The sequence below is a fragment of the Pseudobutyrivibrio sp. JW11 genome (genome assembly GCF_900115355.1).
GTDB classification, from domain to species: domain Bacteria; phylum Bacillota; class Clostridia; order Lachnospirales; family Lachnospiraceae; genus Pseudobutyrivibrio; species Pseudobutyrivibrio ruminis.
In genome coordinates this window covers 1-19,560 of record NZ_FOWB01000011.1, presented here as the reverse complement: position 1 = coordinate 19,560, position 19,560 = coordinate 1, and the positions used below count along the sequence as shown (strand labels likewise).

The following is a 19,560-nucleotide window of genomic DNA, read 5'->3' as shown; positions in this document are numbered from 1 at the left end:
CGTTTTTTTAATATTGTAAAATATATTTTGAATTATCACGCAACTCATCCGTATTTGTGTGTAAATTGTGAATAAATCATTGAAAAAATGTGTCAACTTAGTTATTATTAATCTAACACACACAATGCTATGGGGGATAGTTATGGCTTCAACTAGTACAAAGAAATGGTGGAAAAATGCTATAGTTTATCAGATATATCCACGCTCATTTTGTGACAGTAATGGCGATGGAATAGGCGATATTCCGGGCATTATTTCTAAATTACATTATCTAAAAGAATTGGGTATAGACGCCATTTGGCTTAGCCCAGTTTATCGCAGTCCAGGCTATGACAATGGTTATGACATTTCAGATTACAAGGACATCAATCCCGAATTTGGCACAATGGAAGATATGGAAAGGCTCATTAGTCGCGCCAAGAGACTAGGGATTAAGATAATAATGGATTTGGTTATCAATCATACTTCTGATGAGCACGAATGGTTTCAAAAGGCTTTGGCAGGAGATGATAAATATCGAAACTACTATTATTTTAGAGAGGGTGTAGGAAGCGGCTATCCAAACAACTGGGGTTCTTTCTTTGGTGGTCGAGCATGGTCAAAAACCGAAAAGGGTGATTATTACTTACACCTTTTTAGCAAAAAACAACCGGATTTAAATTGGCAAAATCCTGAAGTATTTGATGAGATCACAGATATTATGCGCTTTTGGCTAGACAAAGGGGTAGCTGGATTTAGATGTGATGTAATAAATATTATATATAAAGAATCTTTGGAGAATGGCAAAAAACGTTTTGCTTTAACAGGTAAGGAACACTATCTAAACACTGATGGATGCCATGAATTATTAAAGCGTTTTAACGAGGAAGTGTGGAGCAAATACAAGACATTTATAGTTGGTGAAACTGTTTTTGTAACACCTGATGATGCCAAGCTTTTAAGTGATGAAAATCGTAAAGAGCTTGATGCAGTGTTCTTCTTTGAACACATGGATGTTGATAATTACGGAATAAAATGGTTTAAAAAGGGATTTAAACCAAGCAGACTTATTAAAATCTTGGATAAGTGGCAGACTGCATTGGAGGTCCCAGCCAATTATTTGGAGAACCATGATCAGATTCGTTCTGTTAATCATTTTGGTAACGTAGGTAAATATTGGGAAAAAAGTGCGAAACTATTATGTGGTTTAAATCTTAGCCTTCGAGGAGTTCCTTTTATATACGAGGGTGAGGAAATCGGCATGACAAATGGCGATTTTAAAGGCCTCAGAGAGCTTAAAGATATAGAATCCTACAATATAAATCAGTCATTGAAAAAGATGTTGTTGGTACATTCTATCCGCCGCAAATTGATCCTTCAAACCACTAGGGATAATGCAAGAACTCCAGTGCAGTGGGATGCCAGCGATAATGCAGGTTTTACCACAGGCACGCCTTGGCTAAAAATCAATGCTAATAAATCATTTATTAATGTTGAGACAGAGCTTAGAGATGATAATAGCATCTTAAACTTCTATAAGAGTATGATTGAATTCCGAAAGAATTCAGAGGCACTTCAGGATGGAAATTATAGAAGAGTAGCATCGCCATGTGATGTGTACATTTTTACTAGAGAATCTACACATGAAAGATTATACATTTATTGCAACCTTACCAACTTTAACAAGGCTGTAGAATTCTATGGGGATAATATAGCATTTAGTAATTATGAAGAATCAGAGAGAGAAAACTTCTTCCTAAAGCCATATGAATTTAGAGTAGTTGTTTCGAATATATAAGATTAATAAAAGCCAGCTCATATGAGCTGGCTTTTGCTATATTACTCAGCCTTAGCCAAGTTTTTATTTGCTGTAGAAAGCATAAGCTTAATACGGTTGAGCTGGTTAACTTCAGATGCACCTGGATCGTAGTCGATAGCAACGATATTTGCTTCTGGGTGTTCGTGACGAATACGTTTAATTACACCCTTACCAACTACGTGGTTTGGCAAGCATCCGAAAGGCTGGATACAAACGATGTTGCTTGCACCTGTTTCAATAAGCTCAAGCATTTCACCTGTAAGGAACCATCCCTCACCAGTCTGGTTACCGATTGATACGATTTCCTTTGCGTTTGCTGCAGTATCAGTAATGTATGCTGGAGCAGTAAATCTCTTAGACTTGTTAAACTCATCTCTGGCAGCACTTCTGAGCCATTCAAAGAATTTAATTCCCATGTTGCAATAGAACTTAGTCTTGCGGCTTGCACCAAGGTTTTCTTCCTTAAAGTTTGCATTGTAGAAACTGTAAAGAAGGAAGTCTGTAAGATCTGGAACAACTGCTTCGGCACCTTCCTGCTCAAGTAATTCAGCAAGCTGATTGTTAGCTGCTGGAAGGAACTTAACAAGGATTTCTCCTACGATACCAACACGAGCTTTCTTAAGACCTTCGATGATAGGAAGGTTATCGAAATCACGAATCATTTCGCGACACATTCTCTTAAACTTGCCATGAGAGAGTATCTTTGTGTTAGATACAAACTCTACAACCTTCTTTCTCCACTTATCGTGAAGCTCGTTTGTTGAGCCAGGAACTGCTTCATAAGGACGTACTCTATAAACACAGCGAAGTAAGATATCGCCAAAAGTAAGAGCGTAAAGTCCGTGCTGGATAAGGCTTGGTGTAAGCTTGAATCCAGGGTTTGGCTCGAATCCATTAAGGTTTAATGAAATAACTGGTACATCAGGATATCCTGCCTTTGCAAGAGCTCTACGAATGAATCCGATGTAGTTTGATGCACGGCATCCACCACCTGTCTGAGAGATGAGAAGTGCTGTGCGGCTCATATCAAACTCGCCTGTATCGATAGCAGCCATAAGCTGACCGATTACCATAAGTGAAGGGTAGCAAGCATCGTTGTTTACATACTTAAGTCCCACATCTACACATGTACGTGTAGGAATATCAGGAATCACCAGGTTGTAACCAGCTGCATTGAATGCAGGCTCAATCAAATCAAAGTGGATTGGCGACATCTGTGGGCAGAGGATTGTGTAATTCTTCTTCATTTCCTCCGTAAATACGATACGGTTATAGTTTGCAGGTACGATTTCACGTTCCTGTTTTTTCTTTTTCTTAACACGAAGTGCAGCAAGAAGAGAACGAACTCTGATACGTGCGGCACCAAGGTTGTTAACCTCATCAATCTTAAGGCAAGTGTAAATCTTACCAGACTGAGTAAGGATATCAGCTACCTGATCAGTTGTAACGGCATCAAGACCACAACCAAATGAGTTGAGCTGGATTAAATCAAGGTTGTCGTGCTTTTTAACATAGTTGGCAGCTGAGTACATACGTGAGTGGAACATCCACTGGTCCATAACGATAAGAGGACGCTCAACCTCACCAAGGTCTGAAATAGAATCCTCAGTAAGTACTGCAATGCCATAGCTGTTGATAAGCTCTGGAATACCGTGGTTAATCTCTGGGTCTACGTGGTATGGACGTCCTGCAAGAACGATACCATGCTTTCCTGTCTCTTCTAGATACTTAAGAACTTCCTGTCCCTTTGCATACATATCATTTCTGAAATGCTCCTGCTCAAGCCATGCAGCATGTGCAGCGGCCTTTACTTCGCTAGCTGAGATATCAAACTCTTCCTTGAATACTTTCTCAAGCTGAGTTGTAAGAATCTCTTCTGAAGAGAATGCCATAAATGGATTTAAGAAACGAACCTTGCCAGTTGTTATTTCATCTACATTGTTCTTAATATTTTCAGCATAAGATGTAACGATAGGACAGTTGTAGTGATTGTTTGAATCAGGAAACTCATTTCTCTCGTATGGAATACATGGATAGTAAATGAAATCCACATTGCCTTCGTTAATAAGCCACTGAACATGACCGTGTGCCATCTTTGCTGGGTAGCACTCTGACTCTGATGGGATTGACTCGATACCCATTTCGTAAACCTTACGGTTTGAACGAGGAGAGAGAACTACTCTGAATTTCAGAGCCTTGAAGAATGTAGCCCAGAATGGGTAATTCTCATATAGGTTAAGGACACGTGGAATACCAACTGTACCTCGAGTTGCCTCTTCCTCTGAAAGTGGCTCGTAATCAAATAATCTGTTGTATTTGTATTCGTAAAGGTTAGGGATGTTCTCTTTATTCTTAACACCGCCTGCACCCTTTTCGCATCTGTTACCTGTGATGAATGAACGTCCGCCTGAGAATCTATTGATTGTAAGTAAGCAGTGGTTCACACAACCCTGGCAACGAGTAAGCTTTGTATCAAATGTAAGATTGTTAATCTCATCAATGCCAAGTGTAGTTGTAGTAGGATTTTCTTCGTAACGTTCCTTAGCGATAAGGGCACAACCAAAGGCACCCATGATACCTGCAATATCAGGACGAACTACATTTACACCTGCTACCTTTTCAAGGGAACGAAGAACAGCATCATTGTAGAATGTACCACCCTGAACAACGATGTTCTTGCCGAGCTCTGAAGCATCAGAAAGCTTGATAACCTTGAAGAGTGCGTTCTTTATAACTGAGTAAGCAAGACCTGAAGAAATATCTGCAACTGAAGCGCCTTCCTTCTGTGCCTGCTTTACCTTTGAATTCATAAATACGGTACAACGTGTACCAAGGTCGATTGGGTTGAGAGCAAAGAGAGCTTCCTCTGCAAAATCCTGAACTGTGAAATCAAGGGATTTTGCGAAAGTCTCGATGAATGATCCACAACCAGAAGAACATGCTTCGTTAAGTTGTACGCTATCAACTACGCCATTCTTGATACGGATGCATTTCATATCCTGTCCACCAATATCAAGGATGCAGTCTACCTCTGGATTGAAGAAGGCAGCAGCATAGTAGTGGGCAATAGTCTCTACTTCGCCATCATCAAGCTGTAAAGCAGCCTTGAGTAATGCTTCACCATAACCTGTAGAGCATGAGTGTACGATATGTGTATCCTCAGGCATGATAGAGTAAATCTCTTTTAAAGCTTTAAGTGAAGTAGCAAGTGGGCTACCGTTATTACTTGAGTAGAATGAGTAAAGAAGTGTGCCATCATCACCTACAACAGCAAGCTTTGTAGTTGTTGAACCAGCATCGATACCAAGGTAAACATTACCATGATAATTAGCTAAATCGCCCTTCTTAACCTCAGCCTTAGCGTGTCTGTCCTTGAAGGCTCTGAAATCGTCCTCGCCCTCGAATAAAGGCTCTAGTCTGGCAACCTCAAAGTCCATCTTTATTCCCTGTGAAAGCTTATCGATAAGCTCGTCCATAGGTACGTTCTGATCTTCCTTTGAGTTAAGTGCAGAACCAATAGCAGCAAAAAGATGAGAGTTATCAAGCAAGATAGCATGCTCATCATCTAATTTAAGTGTACGAATAAATGCTTCTCTGAGCTGGTCCAAGAAGTGAAGAGGACCACCGAGGAATGCAACGTGGCCGCGAATTGGCTTACCACATGCAAGACCTGAGATAGTCTGGTTAACTACTGCCTGGAAAATAGAAGCAGATAAGTCTTCTTTTGAAGCACCTTCATTGATAAGTGGCTGAATATCTGTCTTTGCAAATACACCGCAACGTGCAGCGATTGGATAGATAGCTTTGTAGTCCTTAGCATATGTATTAAGGCCTGTAGCATCTGTCTGAAGCAAAGAAGCCATCTGATCGATGAAAGAACCTGTACCACCAGCACAGATACCGTTCATACGCTGCTCAACATTACCATTTTCGAAATAAATGATTTTAGCATCCTCGCCACCAAGCTCGATTGCTACATCTGTCTGTGGAGCATAGTGAGTGAGGGAAGTAGAAACAGCTATAACTTCCTGTACAAATTCAACACCAAGGTGCTTAGCAAGAGTAAGTCCGCCTGAGCCAGTAATCATTGGACGAACTTGAATCTGACCAAGCTTAGACTTGGCTTGAGTTAATAAATCAGTGAGAGTTTGCTGAATGTTAGCAAAGTGTCTCTGATAATCAGAAAATAAAAGATTGTTATCATCGTCAAGCACCGCAATTTTAACTGTTGTGGAGCCTATATCGATGCCTAATTTGAATAATTTGTTTTCCATATAATAATAATTCTTTCTTATTAATATAATATTTTTGCAACATTACGTATTATAAATGTAGATAAGCAAATATACAATAAACAAAATCTTAAAAATGTTATTCGATTAAAAGACAATTATATTTTATACAATCAAAAATTTATAAAAATTTTTCTTTACAAATGAATAATGCTGTTGTAATATTTCAGAGTAATTGAGCGTATTTTTTTTAGGAAAGGTTTTTCCAAAAAAAAAACGCTTTTTTTATTTTGGAGGGAGCATGTCAAATCTATCAGTAGAAGATATCATCGATTTCGTTGAAGAAAACGACGTAAAATTTATACGTCTAGCCTTTTGTGACCTATACGGTACACAAAAAAACATATCTATAATGCCACAGGAGTTGAGACACGCCTTTGAAGAAGGCGTGAATTTCGACTCCTTTCTTATTTTAGGCTACCATGATGGGGATAGTCAGGATTTATTCCTTAAACCAGATCCTGATACACTTCATATTTTGCCTTGGCGTCCACAATCAGGACGAGTTGTTCGTATGTATTGTGATGTAGTGCTTGCAGATGGCACACCATTTACTTACGATTATCGCAATTTCTTAAAAGAAACCCTTAATGAATGTGAGAAAGCAGGATTTAGTACTCGTATGGGTCTTAAATCTGAGTTTTATCTATTTAAAACAGATGAAGATGGAAATCCAACTAAAGAACCATTTGATAATGGTGGATATCTTGATGTTGCGCCAAGTGATAAAGGGGAAAACATTCGAAGAGAAATTTGTCTTACCTTGGAAGAAATGGGAATCATCCCACAAACATCTCATCATGAGAGGGGGCCAGGTCAAAATGAGATTGATTTCATGTCTGCCGATGTTCTTACAACAGCTGACAATCTTGTGACCTACAAAAACGTAGTAGAAAACATTGCAGCTAGAAATGGTGTTTATGCATCATTTGATCCACTTCCATTGGAAGATGCACCTGGTAATGGTTTACATATCAAGATGGCAAATTACAAAGGGAATGTAAATCTCCAAACATCTGATGAGGATTTCTCAGAAAGCTTTATGGCAGGTATTCTTAATAGAATGAGGGATATTACTTTATTCCTTAACTGTAGAAGAGATTCCTATAACAGATTTGGAATGGCTGAGGCGCCTAAGTATATTACATGGTCTTCGCAAAACAACTCTAGATTATTTAGAGTTCCTGAAATTAATGGCAAGAGAGATCATTTTATACTTCGTTCTCCAGATTCTTGTATCAATCCATATTTAGCAAGTGCAATTATTTTACAGGCCGGTCTTGCAGGAATCAAAAATAAGGAAAAGCTTCCACCTGCATTAGAAGTCAATTCTAGATTTTTAACCGAAGATAGATCTGCTTATTTGGAAATGCTACCACTTTCCATTGAGGAAGCTATCGAGTGCGCTGAGAATAGTGAGTTTATCACTAAGTCATCTTTCAGCGATGTGGCTCAGCGATATATTGACATCATAAAATCTTATATTTAATTTGGAGAGGTTTTATGGAAAGGGCATTGATTGTCTGCAACAACGAAAAAGGAACTCTGTTTTACAAATCCTTTCTTAAAGAGAATGGAATTGTAGATGTGGTTGCAACTGACAATGGACCTCGGGCAAAAAGAGCTATTTTGGACTACGATTTTGATATATGTATTATCAATGGTCCTATAGATAATAGTTCTGGTGAAGACTTAGCAATTGATATTGCTGAAAAAAATAATTGCCAGGTTATATTGTTTGTTAAAGCAGAATTTATTGACGAAGTTGCAGAACACGTTGAAGATTACGGTATTATAACTGTTTCAAAGCCTATAAATAAGCAATTATTTTGGCAGGCATTGAAACTTGCCAGAGTTGCACAGAGGCGTATTAGCATGGCTCATAAGGAAAGTGCAAAACTGGAACAAAAGTTAGAGGATATGAAAATCATATCTAGGGCGAAGCTGCTTCTGATTGTTAATAGTGATGTTTCAGAAGAGGAAGCTCATAAAATTATAGAGAAACAAGCAATGGACATGAGAAAATCTCGCGTCGAAATTGCTAAAGATATTATAAAGAAATACGAAGGAGTTTAAGATGACAAAGCATGTATTTGTTACAGGTGGTGTAGTATCAGGTTTAGGAAAAGGTATTACAGCAGCGTCATTAGGACGTTTATTAAAAATGAGAGGCTATAAGGTTGCTTCACAAAAACTTGATCCTTATATGAATGTTGATCCAGGTACAATGAGCCCATATCAGCATGGTGAGGTTTTCGTTACAGATGATGGAGCGGAGACAGATCTTGATCTTGGACATTACGAGCGCTTTATTGATGAAAGCCTTAACAAATATTCAAATCTTACTTCAGGAAAAGTATATTGGAATGTTCTTAATCGCGAGCGTAAAGGTGAGTATTTAGGCCAGACTGTTCAGGTTATTCCACACATTACTGAGGAAATTAAGAGATTTATCTACATGGGTGCAGAAACATCTGATTGTGATGTTTTGATTACAGAAATTGGTGGAACAACAGGCGATATAGAGTCACAGCCTTTCCTCGAGGCTATCCGCCAGGTATCTCTTGAAAAAGGACGTGAAAACTGCTTATTTATTCATGTAACTTTAGTTCCATGGCTTTCAGGCTCAGAAGAACATAAATCAAAGCCAACACAGCATTCAGTTAAGGAGCTACAGTCTCTTGGTATTTCGCCAAATATTATTGTTTGCCGTGTTGATCATCCACTTGAGCAGTCTATTAAGGATAAGATTTCGCTATTCTGTAATGTAAAGAAGGACTGCGTAATTGAGAATGATACCCTTGATTGCTTATATGAAGCACCTCTTATGATGCACAAGTATGGTCTTGATGATGTGGTATGTCGTGAACTTGGTTTAGAAAATCATTCTCCAGAGATTGAAGAATGGGAAAAAATGGTAGATAATATAAAAGGCTTGAAGAAGGTGACAAAAATTGCTATTGTTGGTAAGTACGTTGCACTTCATGATGCTTATTTATCAGTTCGCGAAGCATTATACCACGGCGGATATGCAAACAGTGCTCACGTTGAAATCGAATGGGTTGATTCTGAAACAATCACAAAAGACAATGTAAAAGATGTTTTAGGTGGTGTTGATGGAATTCTTGTACCAGGAGGATTTGGCGATAGAGGAGTAGAAGGAAAGATAGCTGCTTGCCAGTTCGCACGTGAAAATGATATTCCTTATCTTGGCATTTGCTTAGGTATGCAGGTTGCTGCAATTGAGTTTGCAAGAAATGTTTGCGGTCTTGAGGATGCCAATTCTCGTGAGTTTAATAGCACAGGAAAGAATTGCGTAATCGACCTTATGGAAGAGCAGATGGCTGTTCTTAGAAAGGGCGGAACAATGCGCCTTGGAGCATATCCTTGTGCAGTTCAAAAAAATACTAAATTATATGAAGCATATGGTTCAGAAAATATTTCTGAGCGCCATAGACATAGATTCGAGTTTAATAATCAATACCGTGAGCTTATGACAGAAAAAGGTCTCACAATTTCAGGTACTTCACCTAATGATGAAGTTGTTGAAGCAATTGAAGTTTCAGCAAACAAATTCCATGTAGGTGTACAATTCCATCCTGAGTTTAAGAGCCGCCCAAATAAGCCACATCCATTGTTTGCTGCGTTTATCAAAGCAAGCTTGAAGTAGTTCCCTATAAATTTTTTATATAAAGGAGAAAAAAATGTTAGAGAAAAGATTTAAACTCAAAGAGAACAACACTTCTGTAAGGACAGAAATCATCGCTGGTCTCACCACATTCATGACAATGGCTTATATCATTGCCTTGAATCCAAACCTTCTTACTGGTTACGGTGCAGGCGGTCAGGCACTTTGGAATGGTGTATTCCTTGCCACATGTATTTCATCAGCGGTCGCTATGTTTGTTATGGCTTTCCTTGCAAATAAGCCTTTCTGTCTTGCTCCAGGTATGGGACTTAACTCATTCATGGCTATTGTAATCGGCAACCTTGTTGCTATGACTGGTATGGGATATGTAGAGTCATTCCAGGCAATGCTTTGCATCATTCTTATCGAAGGTATTGTATTCTTTATCCTTTCACTTCTCAATATTCGTGAAAAGATTGTAGATGCAATTCCACTTGGCATTCGTCTTGGTATTTCACCAGCTATTGGACTTATGCTTCTTAACATTGGTTTTGGTTCAAATGTTTACATTGCAGATTCAAACTTCAATCAGTATTTTGCAATGAAAGATTTCTTCGGAGCTCTTACAGCTTCATACGCTAAGCAGACAATGACAGATGCTTACCCAGTAATGGTTCTTTCTGTTATTACAATGTTTGTTGGTTTATTTATTATTGTAGTTCTTGCATCAAAGGGCGTTAAGGCTTCAGTTATTATTGGTATGCTTGCTGCATCAGTAATTTACTGGATTGGCGATTTCTTCGTACTTGGCCAGAATCCTTTTGCATCACTTGCAACAGCATCATTTGTTCCTGCATTTGGTGATATGGCTACAACAACACTCTTTAAGTTTAATTTTGCTGGTCTAACTCAGATGGGGTGGTTTACAGCAGTAACGCTTGTTATCACATTCTGTATCATTGATATGTTCGATACAATTGGAACATTAGTAGGTACAGCTTCTCGTGCAGGTATGGTTGATAGAGAAGGCAATATGCCAAACATGAAGGAAGCTCTTCTTTCAGATTCTATCGGAACACTTTTCGGTGCTTGCACAGGTACATCAACAGTTACAACATTTATCGAGTCAGCTTCAGGAGTTGAGGCAGGAGGACGTACAGGTCTTACAGCACTTACATGCGGTATTGCATTCCTTCTTTGCATTTTCCTTGCACCTATCGCAGCAATCATTCCAGCAGCTGCAACATCAGCAGCACTCATCTATGTTGGTGTTCTTATGATGACAGGTCTTAAGAAGGTAAACTTTGATGACCTTTCAGTATGTGTACCAGTTACTATCATGCTTATTGCTATGCCTATTTCAGGTTCAATCGGACATGGTATTGGTCTTGCAATGATTTCTTACACAGTAATCAAGGTATTCACAGGCAAGGCAAAGGAAGTATCTGCTCTTACATATGTAATCTCAGTACTTTTCCTTATCAAGTTCTTCTTAGCAGTATAAGAAGAATATAGACATTCAAAAGCTAGCTCTAATTACAGAGCTAGCTTTTTTTATTGAAAGTGAATATCAGAGTTTCTATTGACTAACTATAGGGAATGTGGAGTATTATGTAAATAGATTTTGCACAATTGAAAGGAGAGGACTAATGGCAAATATATTTGGGGATAATACTAAGAAACTCGGTTTTGGTTTAATGCGTTTACCAAGATTAGATCCAAATAAAGAGGATTCAATTGATGTAGAGACTCTTAAAAAGATGGTTGATACCTTTATTGAAAGAGGATTTACATATTTTGATACTGCTTGGATGTATTGCGGATTTAAGTCTGAAAATGCCACAAAAGAAGCATTGGTAGATAGATATCCTAGAGATAAATTTACTCTTGCTGATAAACTTCATGCTGGATTCTTCAATAAAGCAGAAGAGATGGATGAAATTTTCAACAAGCAATTGGAAAAGACTGGTGTTTCATATTTTGATTATTACCTTATCCACGATGTAGGAGAGGGACATTATAAAAAATACACAGAGCTTGGCAGTTTTGAATGGCTAGCTAAGAAAAAAGAAGCGGGCCTTGTTAAGCATATGGGCTTTTCTTATCACGATAGAGCTGAGCTTTTAGATAGGATTCTCACAGAGCATCCAGAGGTTGAATTTGTCCAGCTTCAGATAAACTACCTTGATTGGGAAAGCGAAGCTATTCAATCAAGAAAATGCTACGAGGTTTGTGTAAAGCATAATAAGCCAGTAGTTGTTATGGAGCCGGTCAAAGGCGGTACTTTGGCAAATGTACCTGATGCAGTAACGGATTTGTTTAAGAATTACGATGCAAATGCTTCAATTCCATCATGGGCTATTCGTTTTGCAGCGTCTCTTCCAAATGTAAAGATGGTTCTTTCTGGAATGGGAAGTGAGCAGATGCTTCTTGATAACACAGGCTATATGGCTGATTTCAAACCTCTTACAGAGGAAGAGCAGAAGCTTGTGTTTATGGCAAGAGATATTATTAACGGTGCTATTGCAATTCCATGTACAGCATGTGCTTATTGCGTAGATGGTTGCCCTATGAATATCCCTATTCCAAAGTATTTCTCATTGTATAACGCAGAAAAACAGGAATCAAAGGATAAAGGATTTACTATTCAACGTGAATACTATGAGCGTCTTACTGCTAACTTTGGTAAGGCTAGCGATTGCATCAAATGTGGTAAATGTGAGCATATTTGCCCACAGCATCTTCCTATTAGAAAGAATCTAGAACTTGTAGCTGAAATGTTTGAAAGCTAGAAGTCCATAAATATGTACACACCTTCTGATATTATCTTATACATAAGATGATTCAGGAGGTATTTTTTATGAAAAAGAAACTTGATAAAGAATTAATTGTATCGCTGGCAGCTATTTCGTTTATTGTTGCAGTTGGCATTATTTTCTTCTTATTATTTATATTTGATATCCACATTTCTAGTAGTAATGCAGGCGGAGTAATAGGCTCATTCTCAGGGCTTTCTAGCTCAATATGGCTCTTTTTACTTTGCAGAAATTGTTGACTATGTATTGGGGGTTACCTATAATTAAAGTATCTATATATAGTGTATTTATATTAGTGAAAAAGGCTTTTTCACCGATATGATGTACACTGGGTTTTTAAGGAAGGTAATTGATTATGAATAAATTGTTTAAAAGAGCAGTTAGCTTTGCAGCTATAGCTGTAATGGTTTTTGCGTTTAATATTGTTGCAATGGCACAGGGAACTACCACTATTAATGTTTCTAAAAGTTCTGCATCAGTTGGCGATTCTATTACAGTTTCTATAACCGCCACAGAAAGCGGCACAATCACTGTTAAATACACAGCTAGCATGCTTTCTCTTTCTAGCTGCAGTGTTTCAGGTTACACATCAGAGGGCAATGCAGTTTCTTTCTCTGGCAAATCCGGAGATATCGTATTTTCTGCAGCGGCAGAAGGAACAGCTTCTATTATAGTTTCTTCATCTGCAAATTCAGGTAGCAGTACAACACTTACTATCGGAGGCTCATCAAGCTCTTCATCTACAAGCACAGCTAGTGAATCTACTACAGAAGAAACAACTACAACAGAAGAGACAGTAGAAGAGAATACTGAGACTACAGAAGAAACTACAGAGGAAACTCCAGCAGCTACTACATCTGCAAGCGGAGTAGGTACTCTTAACTCCGACGGTGGATTTGATATCGATGGTGTTGCATATGTTGTTTCAGAGAGATTTTCTGATTCTGATATGCCAGCAGGCTTTTCAAAGACAACTGTTACAATTGGTTCAAGCACATATAGCGAGCCAACAAATGGTAGTCTTACATTGCTTTACTTAAAGCCAGCTGATAACACATCAGGTTCAGGTGTTTTCTATCTTTATAATGCAGAAGCAGGTACTGTTTCACCTTTCTTAATGCTTGGTACAGCAGATAGCTACGTTATTGTTAGTGACAATGGTTCAGCACCTACATCTGCTTTTACAGCAACTACACTTGATGTAAATGGTGGCACAGCTACTGCATACACAATCGATGGAGCAGAGTTTTTCTATGTTTACGGTACAAACCAGGATGGTGCTTCTGGTTGGTTTGTATACGACAGCACATATAAGACTGTTTCAAGAGTTGATGAATCAGCACTTTCTACTTCAGCATCTACTGATACTACCGAAGAGGTAGAGGAAACAGAAACATCTACCGACAATAATTTATATGTAGAAAAACTCAACTTATATCGCAAAATCATCATGGGGCTTATAGTCCTTTGTGTTGTACTATTATTTATTATTATTAATAAAGCTATTAGAGGTCATGGTGACGACGATGATTTCGATGGCGATGTATTTGCTAAGGCGCCTACAAAATCTTCTCGCAGATTGCCTCGTTCTATTGTTTTTGGCGGAAAAGATCGTGGCGAAGAAGATGACGAGTACGACGACGAAGAGTACGAAGAAGAAGAGTACGATGACGATGATGAAGAAGAGTACGATGATTATGATGAAGATGACGAAGATGACGACAGAGATTTCTCTAAGTCAAGATTTGAGTCAGAGTCATACGAGGCTCGTAGAGCATCTAGTCTTAATATGATGGATTTAAATGACCTATAAAAGGAGCAAAAATATGGAATATTCAAGACAAGCAAAACGTGCAATTACAGGGGCATCAAAGCTTTCAAAGTCATTGCAGCATAGCTATGTTGGTACTGAGCATCTCCTTATTTCTATTATTGAGCAGGAGAACTCACTTGCTGCCAAGGTTTTGAATTCTAATGGTGTAGATAAAGCAGCGTTACTTAAGCTTGTGGAGGAGCTTATTTCTCCAGGCGGTGAGATTGCCATTCAGGAAAGAGATGGCTACACACCTAAAATGGAACAATTATTGGAACATGCCAGCGAAGAAGCAGCTAAATGCAATTCTAAGACTATAGGAACAGAGCATCTTTTACTTGCTATGATTCGCATGCAGGATTGCTCTGGTGCACGTCTGCTTAATTCGCTGGATATCAACCCTCACAAACTATTCTCCGAATTAGTTGCCGGTATGGGCGCAGAGGGGGTTGTATACAAAGAAGAGATGCAGGCTATTAACAGCGGTCGCTCTCGCAAAAATGAAGCATCTTATTTAGATCAGTTTTCTAGAGATTTAACAGAGCTTGCTGAAGAAGGAGAACTGGATCCTATAGTTGGTAGAGATTCAGAGATTCAGCGTGTAATTCAAATACTATCTAGACGAGGAAAGAATAATCCTTGTCTTATTGGTGAGCCTGGTGTTGGTAAAACTGCCATTGTTGAAGGCTTAGCAGAAAGAATTGTTGACGGTAATGTTCCTGATTCTGTAAAGGATTTAAGGGTACTTTCCCTTGATTTGTCAGGAATGGTTGCTGGTTCAAAATACCGTGGCGAATTCGAAGAGAGAATAAAAAAGGTTATTGCGGAAGTTATTGAAGAGGGCAATATCCTTTTATTCATAGACGAGATTCATACATTAATAGGCGCTGGTGGAGCTGAAGGTGCTATCGATGCATCTAATATTTTAAAACCAGCTATGGCTCGTGGCGAGATTCAAATTCTTGGAGCTACTACTATTAATGAATATCGTAAATACGTAGAGAAAGATGCTGCATTAGAAAGACGTTTCCAGCCTGTTATGGTAGAAGAACCTTCTACAGAGGAAACAATTGACATTCTTAAAGGTGTAAGACACTTATATGAAGAGCACCACGGGATTACAATTCCGGACGAAGCTGTTGAGGCATGTGTACACCTTTCAGAACGCTATATAGCAGATAGATTCTTGCCAGATAAAGCAATTGATTTGATGGATGAAGCAGCTGCTGCTATTAAGCTTAATGACGTAAAGAAAATTACAAAAGATGACAGTTTAGATAAACAAATTGAACAGCTTTCTGAAGACATGGAGAACGCTATTATTAATGGCGATATTGCTCTTGCTAGTTCAATTAAAAAAGAAAAAGATGAGCTTATCTTAAAGAAGGAAGCGGAGCAAAAGAAGCTTAACAGACGCTCTAAGTCAAAGCCTGTTGTTCTTACAGAAAATGATGTTGCAAAGGTTGTGGCATTATGGACAAAGATTCCTGTTTCTAAATTAACAGAACAGGAGTCAGTTCGACTTCGTAAAATCGAAAGCATTTTACATAAGCGTGTCGTAGGTCAAGAAGAGGCCGTTTCTGCAGTTGCTAGAGCAGTTCGTAGAGGTAGAGTGGGACTTAAAGAAAAGGGCAGACCAATTGGTTCGTTCTTATTCCTTGGCCCAACAGGTGTTGGTAAAACAGAAATTTCAAAAGCCTTGGCAGAGGCTGTATTTGGCAACGAATCATCTATGATTAGAGTTGATATGAGTGAATATATGGAGAAGCATTCAGTCTCAAAGATGATTGGATCACCTCCAGGATATGTTGGCTATGAGGAAGGCGGCCAGCTATCAGAAAAGGTTCGTCGCAATCCATATTCAGTAATCCTTTTTGATGAGATTGAAAAGGCACATCCTGATGTATTCAATGTTCTTTTACAGATTTTGGATGATGGCCATGTTACAGATTCTCAGGGACGAAAGGTAGACTTTAAGAATACTATTATTATCATGACAAGTAATGCTGGCGCGCAGGCGATTATAGAGCCTAAAAAGCTCGGTTTTGCATCAAAAGAGGATGCTAGCAAAGACTACGAGTTTATGAAGAATGGTGTAATGGAAGAGGTAAAGAGAATCTTTAAGCCAGAATTCTTGAATCGTATTGATGAAACAATCGTATTTAGAGCCCTTACAAAGGATGATATGAAAGAAATTGCTGGTTTGCAGGTTAAACAATTTATTGTTAGATGCAAAGAGCAGATGGATATTACAGTTACAATTCCAGCATCAGTTAAGACTTGGATTGTAGATAAAGCATTTGATCCTAAATATGGCGCTCGTCCAATTCGTAGAAAGATACAGACGGCTCTTGAGGATGTAATGGCAGAGGATATTTTAGCAGGCAAAATAAAGCCATCTGATTCAGTAAAAGCAAAGGTTAAAAAAGACGTAGTGGTTTTTGAAAAATGCTAATAATAATTTGTGGGTCTTGTTGTTAAAATGATATTCCTTTGTTATAATCAGAATAAGACAATCTGCAGGTAAGCAGTGGCTACAGGAGGAATAAAAATGGCTGTGATTAGTGAGTTGATTCGCAGTGAAGCAGACGGAACTATCAGCTTTGGGGATTATACATTAGCTGATAAGAAGAAGCTCGAAGACTACAAGCACGACGGAGATTTGTACAAGGTTAAGACATTTTCAGATATCACTAAGTTAGAACGTAATGGGATGTTTGTTTATGAATCTGTACCTGGTACAGCTGTAGAAAAGTTCAATTGTACTTCTGATTCTGTTTCGTTTACAGTTGAGGGCAAAGAAGATGCAATGATTACTTTGGAGCTTGAACCAGAGACTAGCTATGATATTACTGTTAATGGCGCAAGTGCAGGTCAGATGAAGACCAATCTTGGCGGTAAGCTTAATCTTTCAGTTGAGCTTGATCCAGGAGTTGCAGTAACAGTTCAGGTTAGTAGAGTTTAATACCGTAATTTAAACTATTATCTTCCCACAAATAAATGTGGGAAGATTTTTTTATTTATAGAAGGAGATATATTATGGCAAATAAAAAGGTTTCAGTATTCTTCTGCCAGGAATGTGGGAATGAAACATCAAAGTGGGCTGGAAAATGCCCATCATGTGGTGCGTGGAATTCTTTAGTAGAAGAGGTCATAGATAAGACATCTGTTAAAAGTAGAGCAAAAGTATCGGATGTTAAGCCAACAAAGATTATCGATGTTACTGCCTCTAATGAACAGAGAATATCTACAAATATCGAGGAGTTTAACCGCGTATTAGGCGGTGGAATTGTTCCTGGTTCTATGGTTTTAGTTGGCGGAGATCCTGGTATTGGAAAGTCGACACTTTTGCTTCAGACATGTCAAAAGCTTTGTTTGTCTGGTGTAAATGTCATGTATGTTTCTGGTGAGGAATCATTGCAGCAAATAAAAATAAGGGCAGATAGAATTGGCAAGTTTAACGATAAGCTGGATTTATTATGTGAAACAAATCTAGATACTATAAAAGCTGTAGTTGAAAGAGAGATGCCTACAGTTCTTATCATCGATTCTATTCAAACAATGTTTAATGAGTCAGTGGGTTCGGCTCCAGGCTCAGTTTCACAGGTTAGAGAATCGACTAGCGTCTTAATGGAGATAGCCAAAGGAAAAGGAATAGCTGTCTTCATAGTCGGACATGTTACAAAAGAGGGTACTGTTGCAGGGCCTAGAGTTCTTGAACATATGGTAGATACTGTTTTGTATTTTGAAGGAGATAGACACGCCTCTTACAGAATACTTCGTGGAGTTAAGAATAGATTTGGATCTACCAATGAAATAGGCGTTTTTGAAATGAGGGACACCGGCTTAGAACAGGTTAAGAATCCTTCTGCTGTTATGCTGGATGGAAGACCAGAAAATGCTACGGGTTCTATAGTTACATGCTCAATGGAGGGTACAAGACCAATTCTTGTGGAAATACAGTCATTAGTCAGCAAAACTGCTTTTGAAATTCCTAGAAGAATGGCTACAGGATGCGATTACAATAGGGTTAATCTGTTAGTTGCGGTACTTGAAAGAATGAGAGATGCTAAGGCTAACAGATCATGTGGTATATTCTTAGGAAGATCAGACGTTTATGTGAATATAGCCGGTGGAATTAGAATTAATGAACCAGCAATCGATTTAGCTATAGCACTTGCTATATATTCTAGTGAAAAGGATATACCTGTTGACGAAGGAACGATAGTATTTGGTGAGATAGGTTTGTCAGGCGAAGTTAGATCTGTGTCAATGGCAGAGCAGCGAGTTAACGAAGCTAAGAAGCTTGGATTTAAGAGGGTAATAATGCCTATGTCAAATATACCTTCTGTGAAAAATATTGATGGGATTATAGTTGTTGGCGTATCAAATATAAAAGAGGCAGTTGATGCTATATCTCGATAATGAAGGTGCTTATATGACCTATATATGGGCGTCAAAATAGAATTGATAAAATAATTGGTACAATTCACACAATTATGAGCGTTTGAGTTAAATAGATTTACTTTAAAAAAACACAGAAATTCTGTTGACACGCCCTATTTTAGGTGATATTATAATCGAGCACTGAGGGAAACGAAGTGCTGAATGAAATAAGGAATTGAAAGAATTGTATAAACAATTTTGATTTCCTAAATAGTTCACAAAATAAATAAAAAAGTTGTTGACAAAAAGACAGCATCGTGATAATATAAACGAGTTGCTGCTGAGGGCAACAACAAAGCGAAGATTGATAACTGAACAGTGAAACAAACCTTGAATTAATACAGTTTTGTATAAAACATGTATCCTTGAAATTCATTTAAGTTTCTTAATGAAACGAAACCTTTATAGTAAACAAGTCAGTTTTATACTGATTCGGAATTAAATTCTTTTAAACATGAGAGTTTGATCCTGGCTCAGGATGAACGCTGGCGGCGTGCTTAACACATGCAAGTCGAACGAAGCAACTTATTACGATCTCTTCGGGGTGACGATTTGTTGACTGAGTGGCGGACGGGTGAGTAACGCGTGGGTAACCTACCTTGTACAGGGGGGCAACAGTTGGAAACGACTGCTAATACCGCATAAGCGCACAGCTTCGCATGAAGCAGTGTGAAAAGTTTTTTCGGTACAAGATGGACCCGCGTCTGATTAGCTAGTTGGTGAGGTAACGGCCCACCAAGGCGACGATCAGTAGCCGACCTGAGAGG

The 19,560-nt window shown here is 38.5% G+C and carries 12 protein-coding genes and 1 rRNA gene; 12 read left to right on the top strand and 1 reads right to left on the bottom strand.

Features of this window, described 5'->3' with window-relative positions; genetic code table 11:
- Nucleotides 1-142 precede the first annotated feature (142 nt).
- Nucleotides 143-1,777, top strand: coding sequence for an alpha-glucosidase (locus BM102_RS10065; protein WP_090481624.1), 1,635 nt, complete (start codon nt 143-145; stop codon nt 1,775-1,777).
- A 41-nt stretch (nt 1,778-1,818) separates the two neighbouring features.
- On the opposite strand, the gene BM102_RS10060 is transcribed toward BM102_RS10065, so the two are convergent.
- Nucleotides 1,819-6,072, bottom strand: coding sequence for a 2-hydroxyacyl-CoA dehydratase (locus tag BM102_RS10060; RefSeq protein WP_090481621.1), 4,254 nt, complete (start codon nt 6,070-6,072; stop codon nt 1,819-1,821).
- 259 nt (nt 6,073-6,331) lie between these two features.
- Between BM102_RS10060 and BM102_RS10055 the strand changes: the two genes are divergently transcribed.
- The 11 genes from BM102_RS10055 to BM102_RS10005 all read left to right on the top strand — a co-directional run.
- Nucleotides 6,332-7,579 (top strand): glutamine synthetase family protein, encoded by a 1,248-nt coding sequence (locus BM102_RS10055; protein ID WP_044938012.1) that lies wholly within the window; start codon nt 6,332-6,334, stop codon nt 7,577-7,579.
- 14 nt (nt 7,580-7,593) lie between these two features.
- Nucleotides 7,594-8,166 carry an ANTAR domain-containing response regulator gene (locus BM102_RS10050; RefSeq protein WP_044938010.1) on the top strand — a complete coding sequence of 191 codons (573 nt, stop codon included), beginning with the start codon at nt 7,594-7,596 and terminating at the stop codon, nt 8,164-8,166.
- A gap of 1 nt (nt 8,167) precedes the next feature.
- The gene (locus tag BM102_RS10045; protein WP_090481619.1) at nt 8,168-9,760 is read left to right on the top strand and encodes a CTP synthase; all 1,593 of its coding nucleotides are present in this window, start codon (nt 8,168-8,170) and stop codon (nt 9,758-9,760) included.
- A gap of 34 nt (nt 9,761-9,794) precedes the next feature.
- A complete protein-coding gene (locus BM102_RS10040) occupies nt 9,795-11,222 on the top strand; it encodes an NCS2 family permease (RefSeq protein ID WP_044938005.1) in 1,428 nt (475 codons plus the stop codon).
- Between the two features lie 145 nt (nt 11,223-11,367).
- Nucleotides 11,368-12,510, top strand: coding sequence for an aldo/keto reductase (locus BM102_RS10035; RefSeq protein ID WP_090481616.1), 1,143 nt, complete (start codon nt 11,368-11,370; stop codon nt 12,508-12,510).
- A 68-nt stretch (nt 12,511-12,578) separates the two neighbouring features.
- Complete coding sequence (locus tag BM102_RS10030; RefSeq protein WP_044938001.1) at nt 12,579-12,773, top strand: hypothetical protein; 195 nt, start codon at nt 12,579-12,581, stop codon at nt 12,771-12,773.
- 116 nt (nt 12,774-12,889) lie between these two features.
- Nucleotides 12,890-14,347, top strand: coding sequence for a hypothetical protein (locus tag BM102_RS10025; RefSeq protein WP_090481614.1), 1,458 nt, complete (start codon nt 12,890-12,892; stop codon nt 14,345-14,347).
- 13 nt (nt 14,348-14,360) lie between these two features.
- Nucleotides 14,361-16,802: an ATP-dependent Clp protease ATP-binding subunit gene (locus BM102_RS10020; protein ID WP_044937996.1), complete on the top strand. Its 2,442-nt coding sequence runs from the start codon at nt 14,361-14,363 to the stop codon at nt 16,800-16,802.
- A 96-nt stretch (nt 16,803-16,898) separates the two neighbouring features.
- Entirely contained in the window at nt 16,899-17,312 is a 414-nt protein-coding gene (locus tag BM102_RS10015) for a hypothetical protein (RefSeq protein ID WP_033154424.1), read from the top strand.
- A 74-nt stretch (nt 17,313-17,386) separates the two neighbouring features.
- Nucleotides 17,387-18,772 carry a DNA repair protein RadA gene (gene radA, locus BM102_RS10010; RefSeq protein WP_090481611.1) on the top strand — a complete coding sequence of 462 codons (1,386 nt, stop codon included), beginning with the start codon at nt 17,387-17,389 and terminating at the stop codon, nt 18,770-18,772.
- Between the two features lie 471 nt (nt 18,773-19,243).
- Nucleotides 19,244-19,560 (top strand): 16S ribosomal RNA (locus BM102_RS10005); the annotation flags it as partial.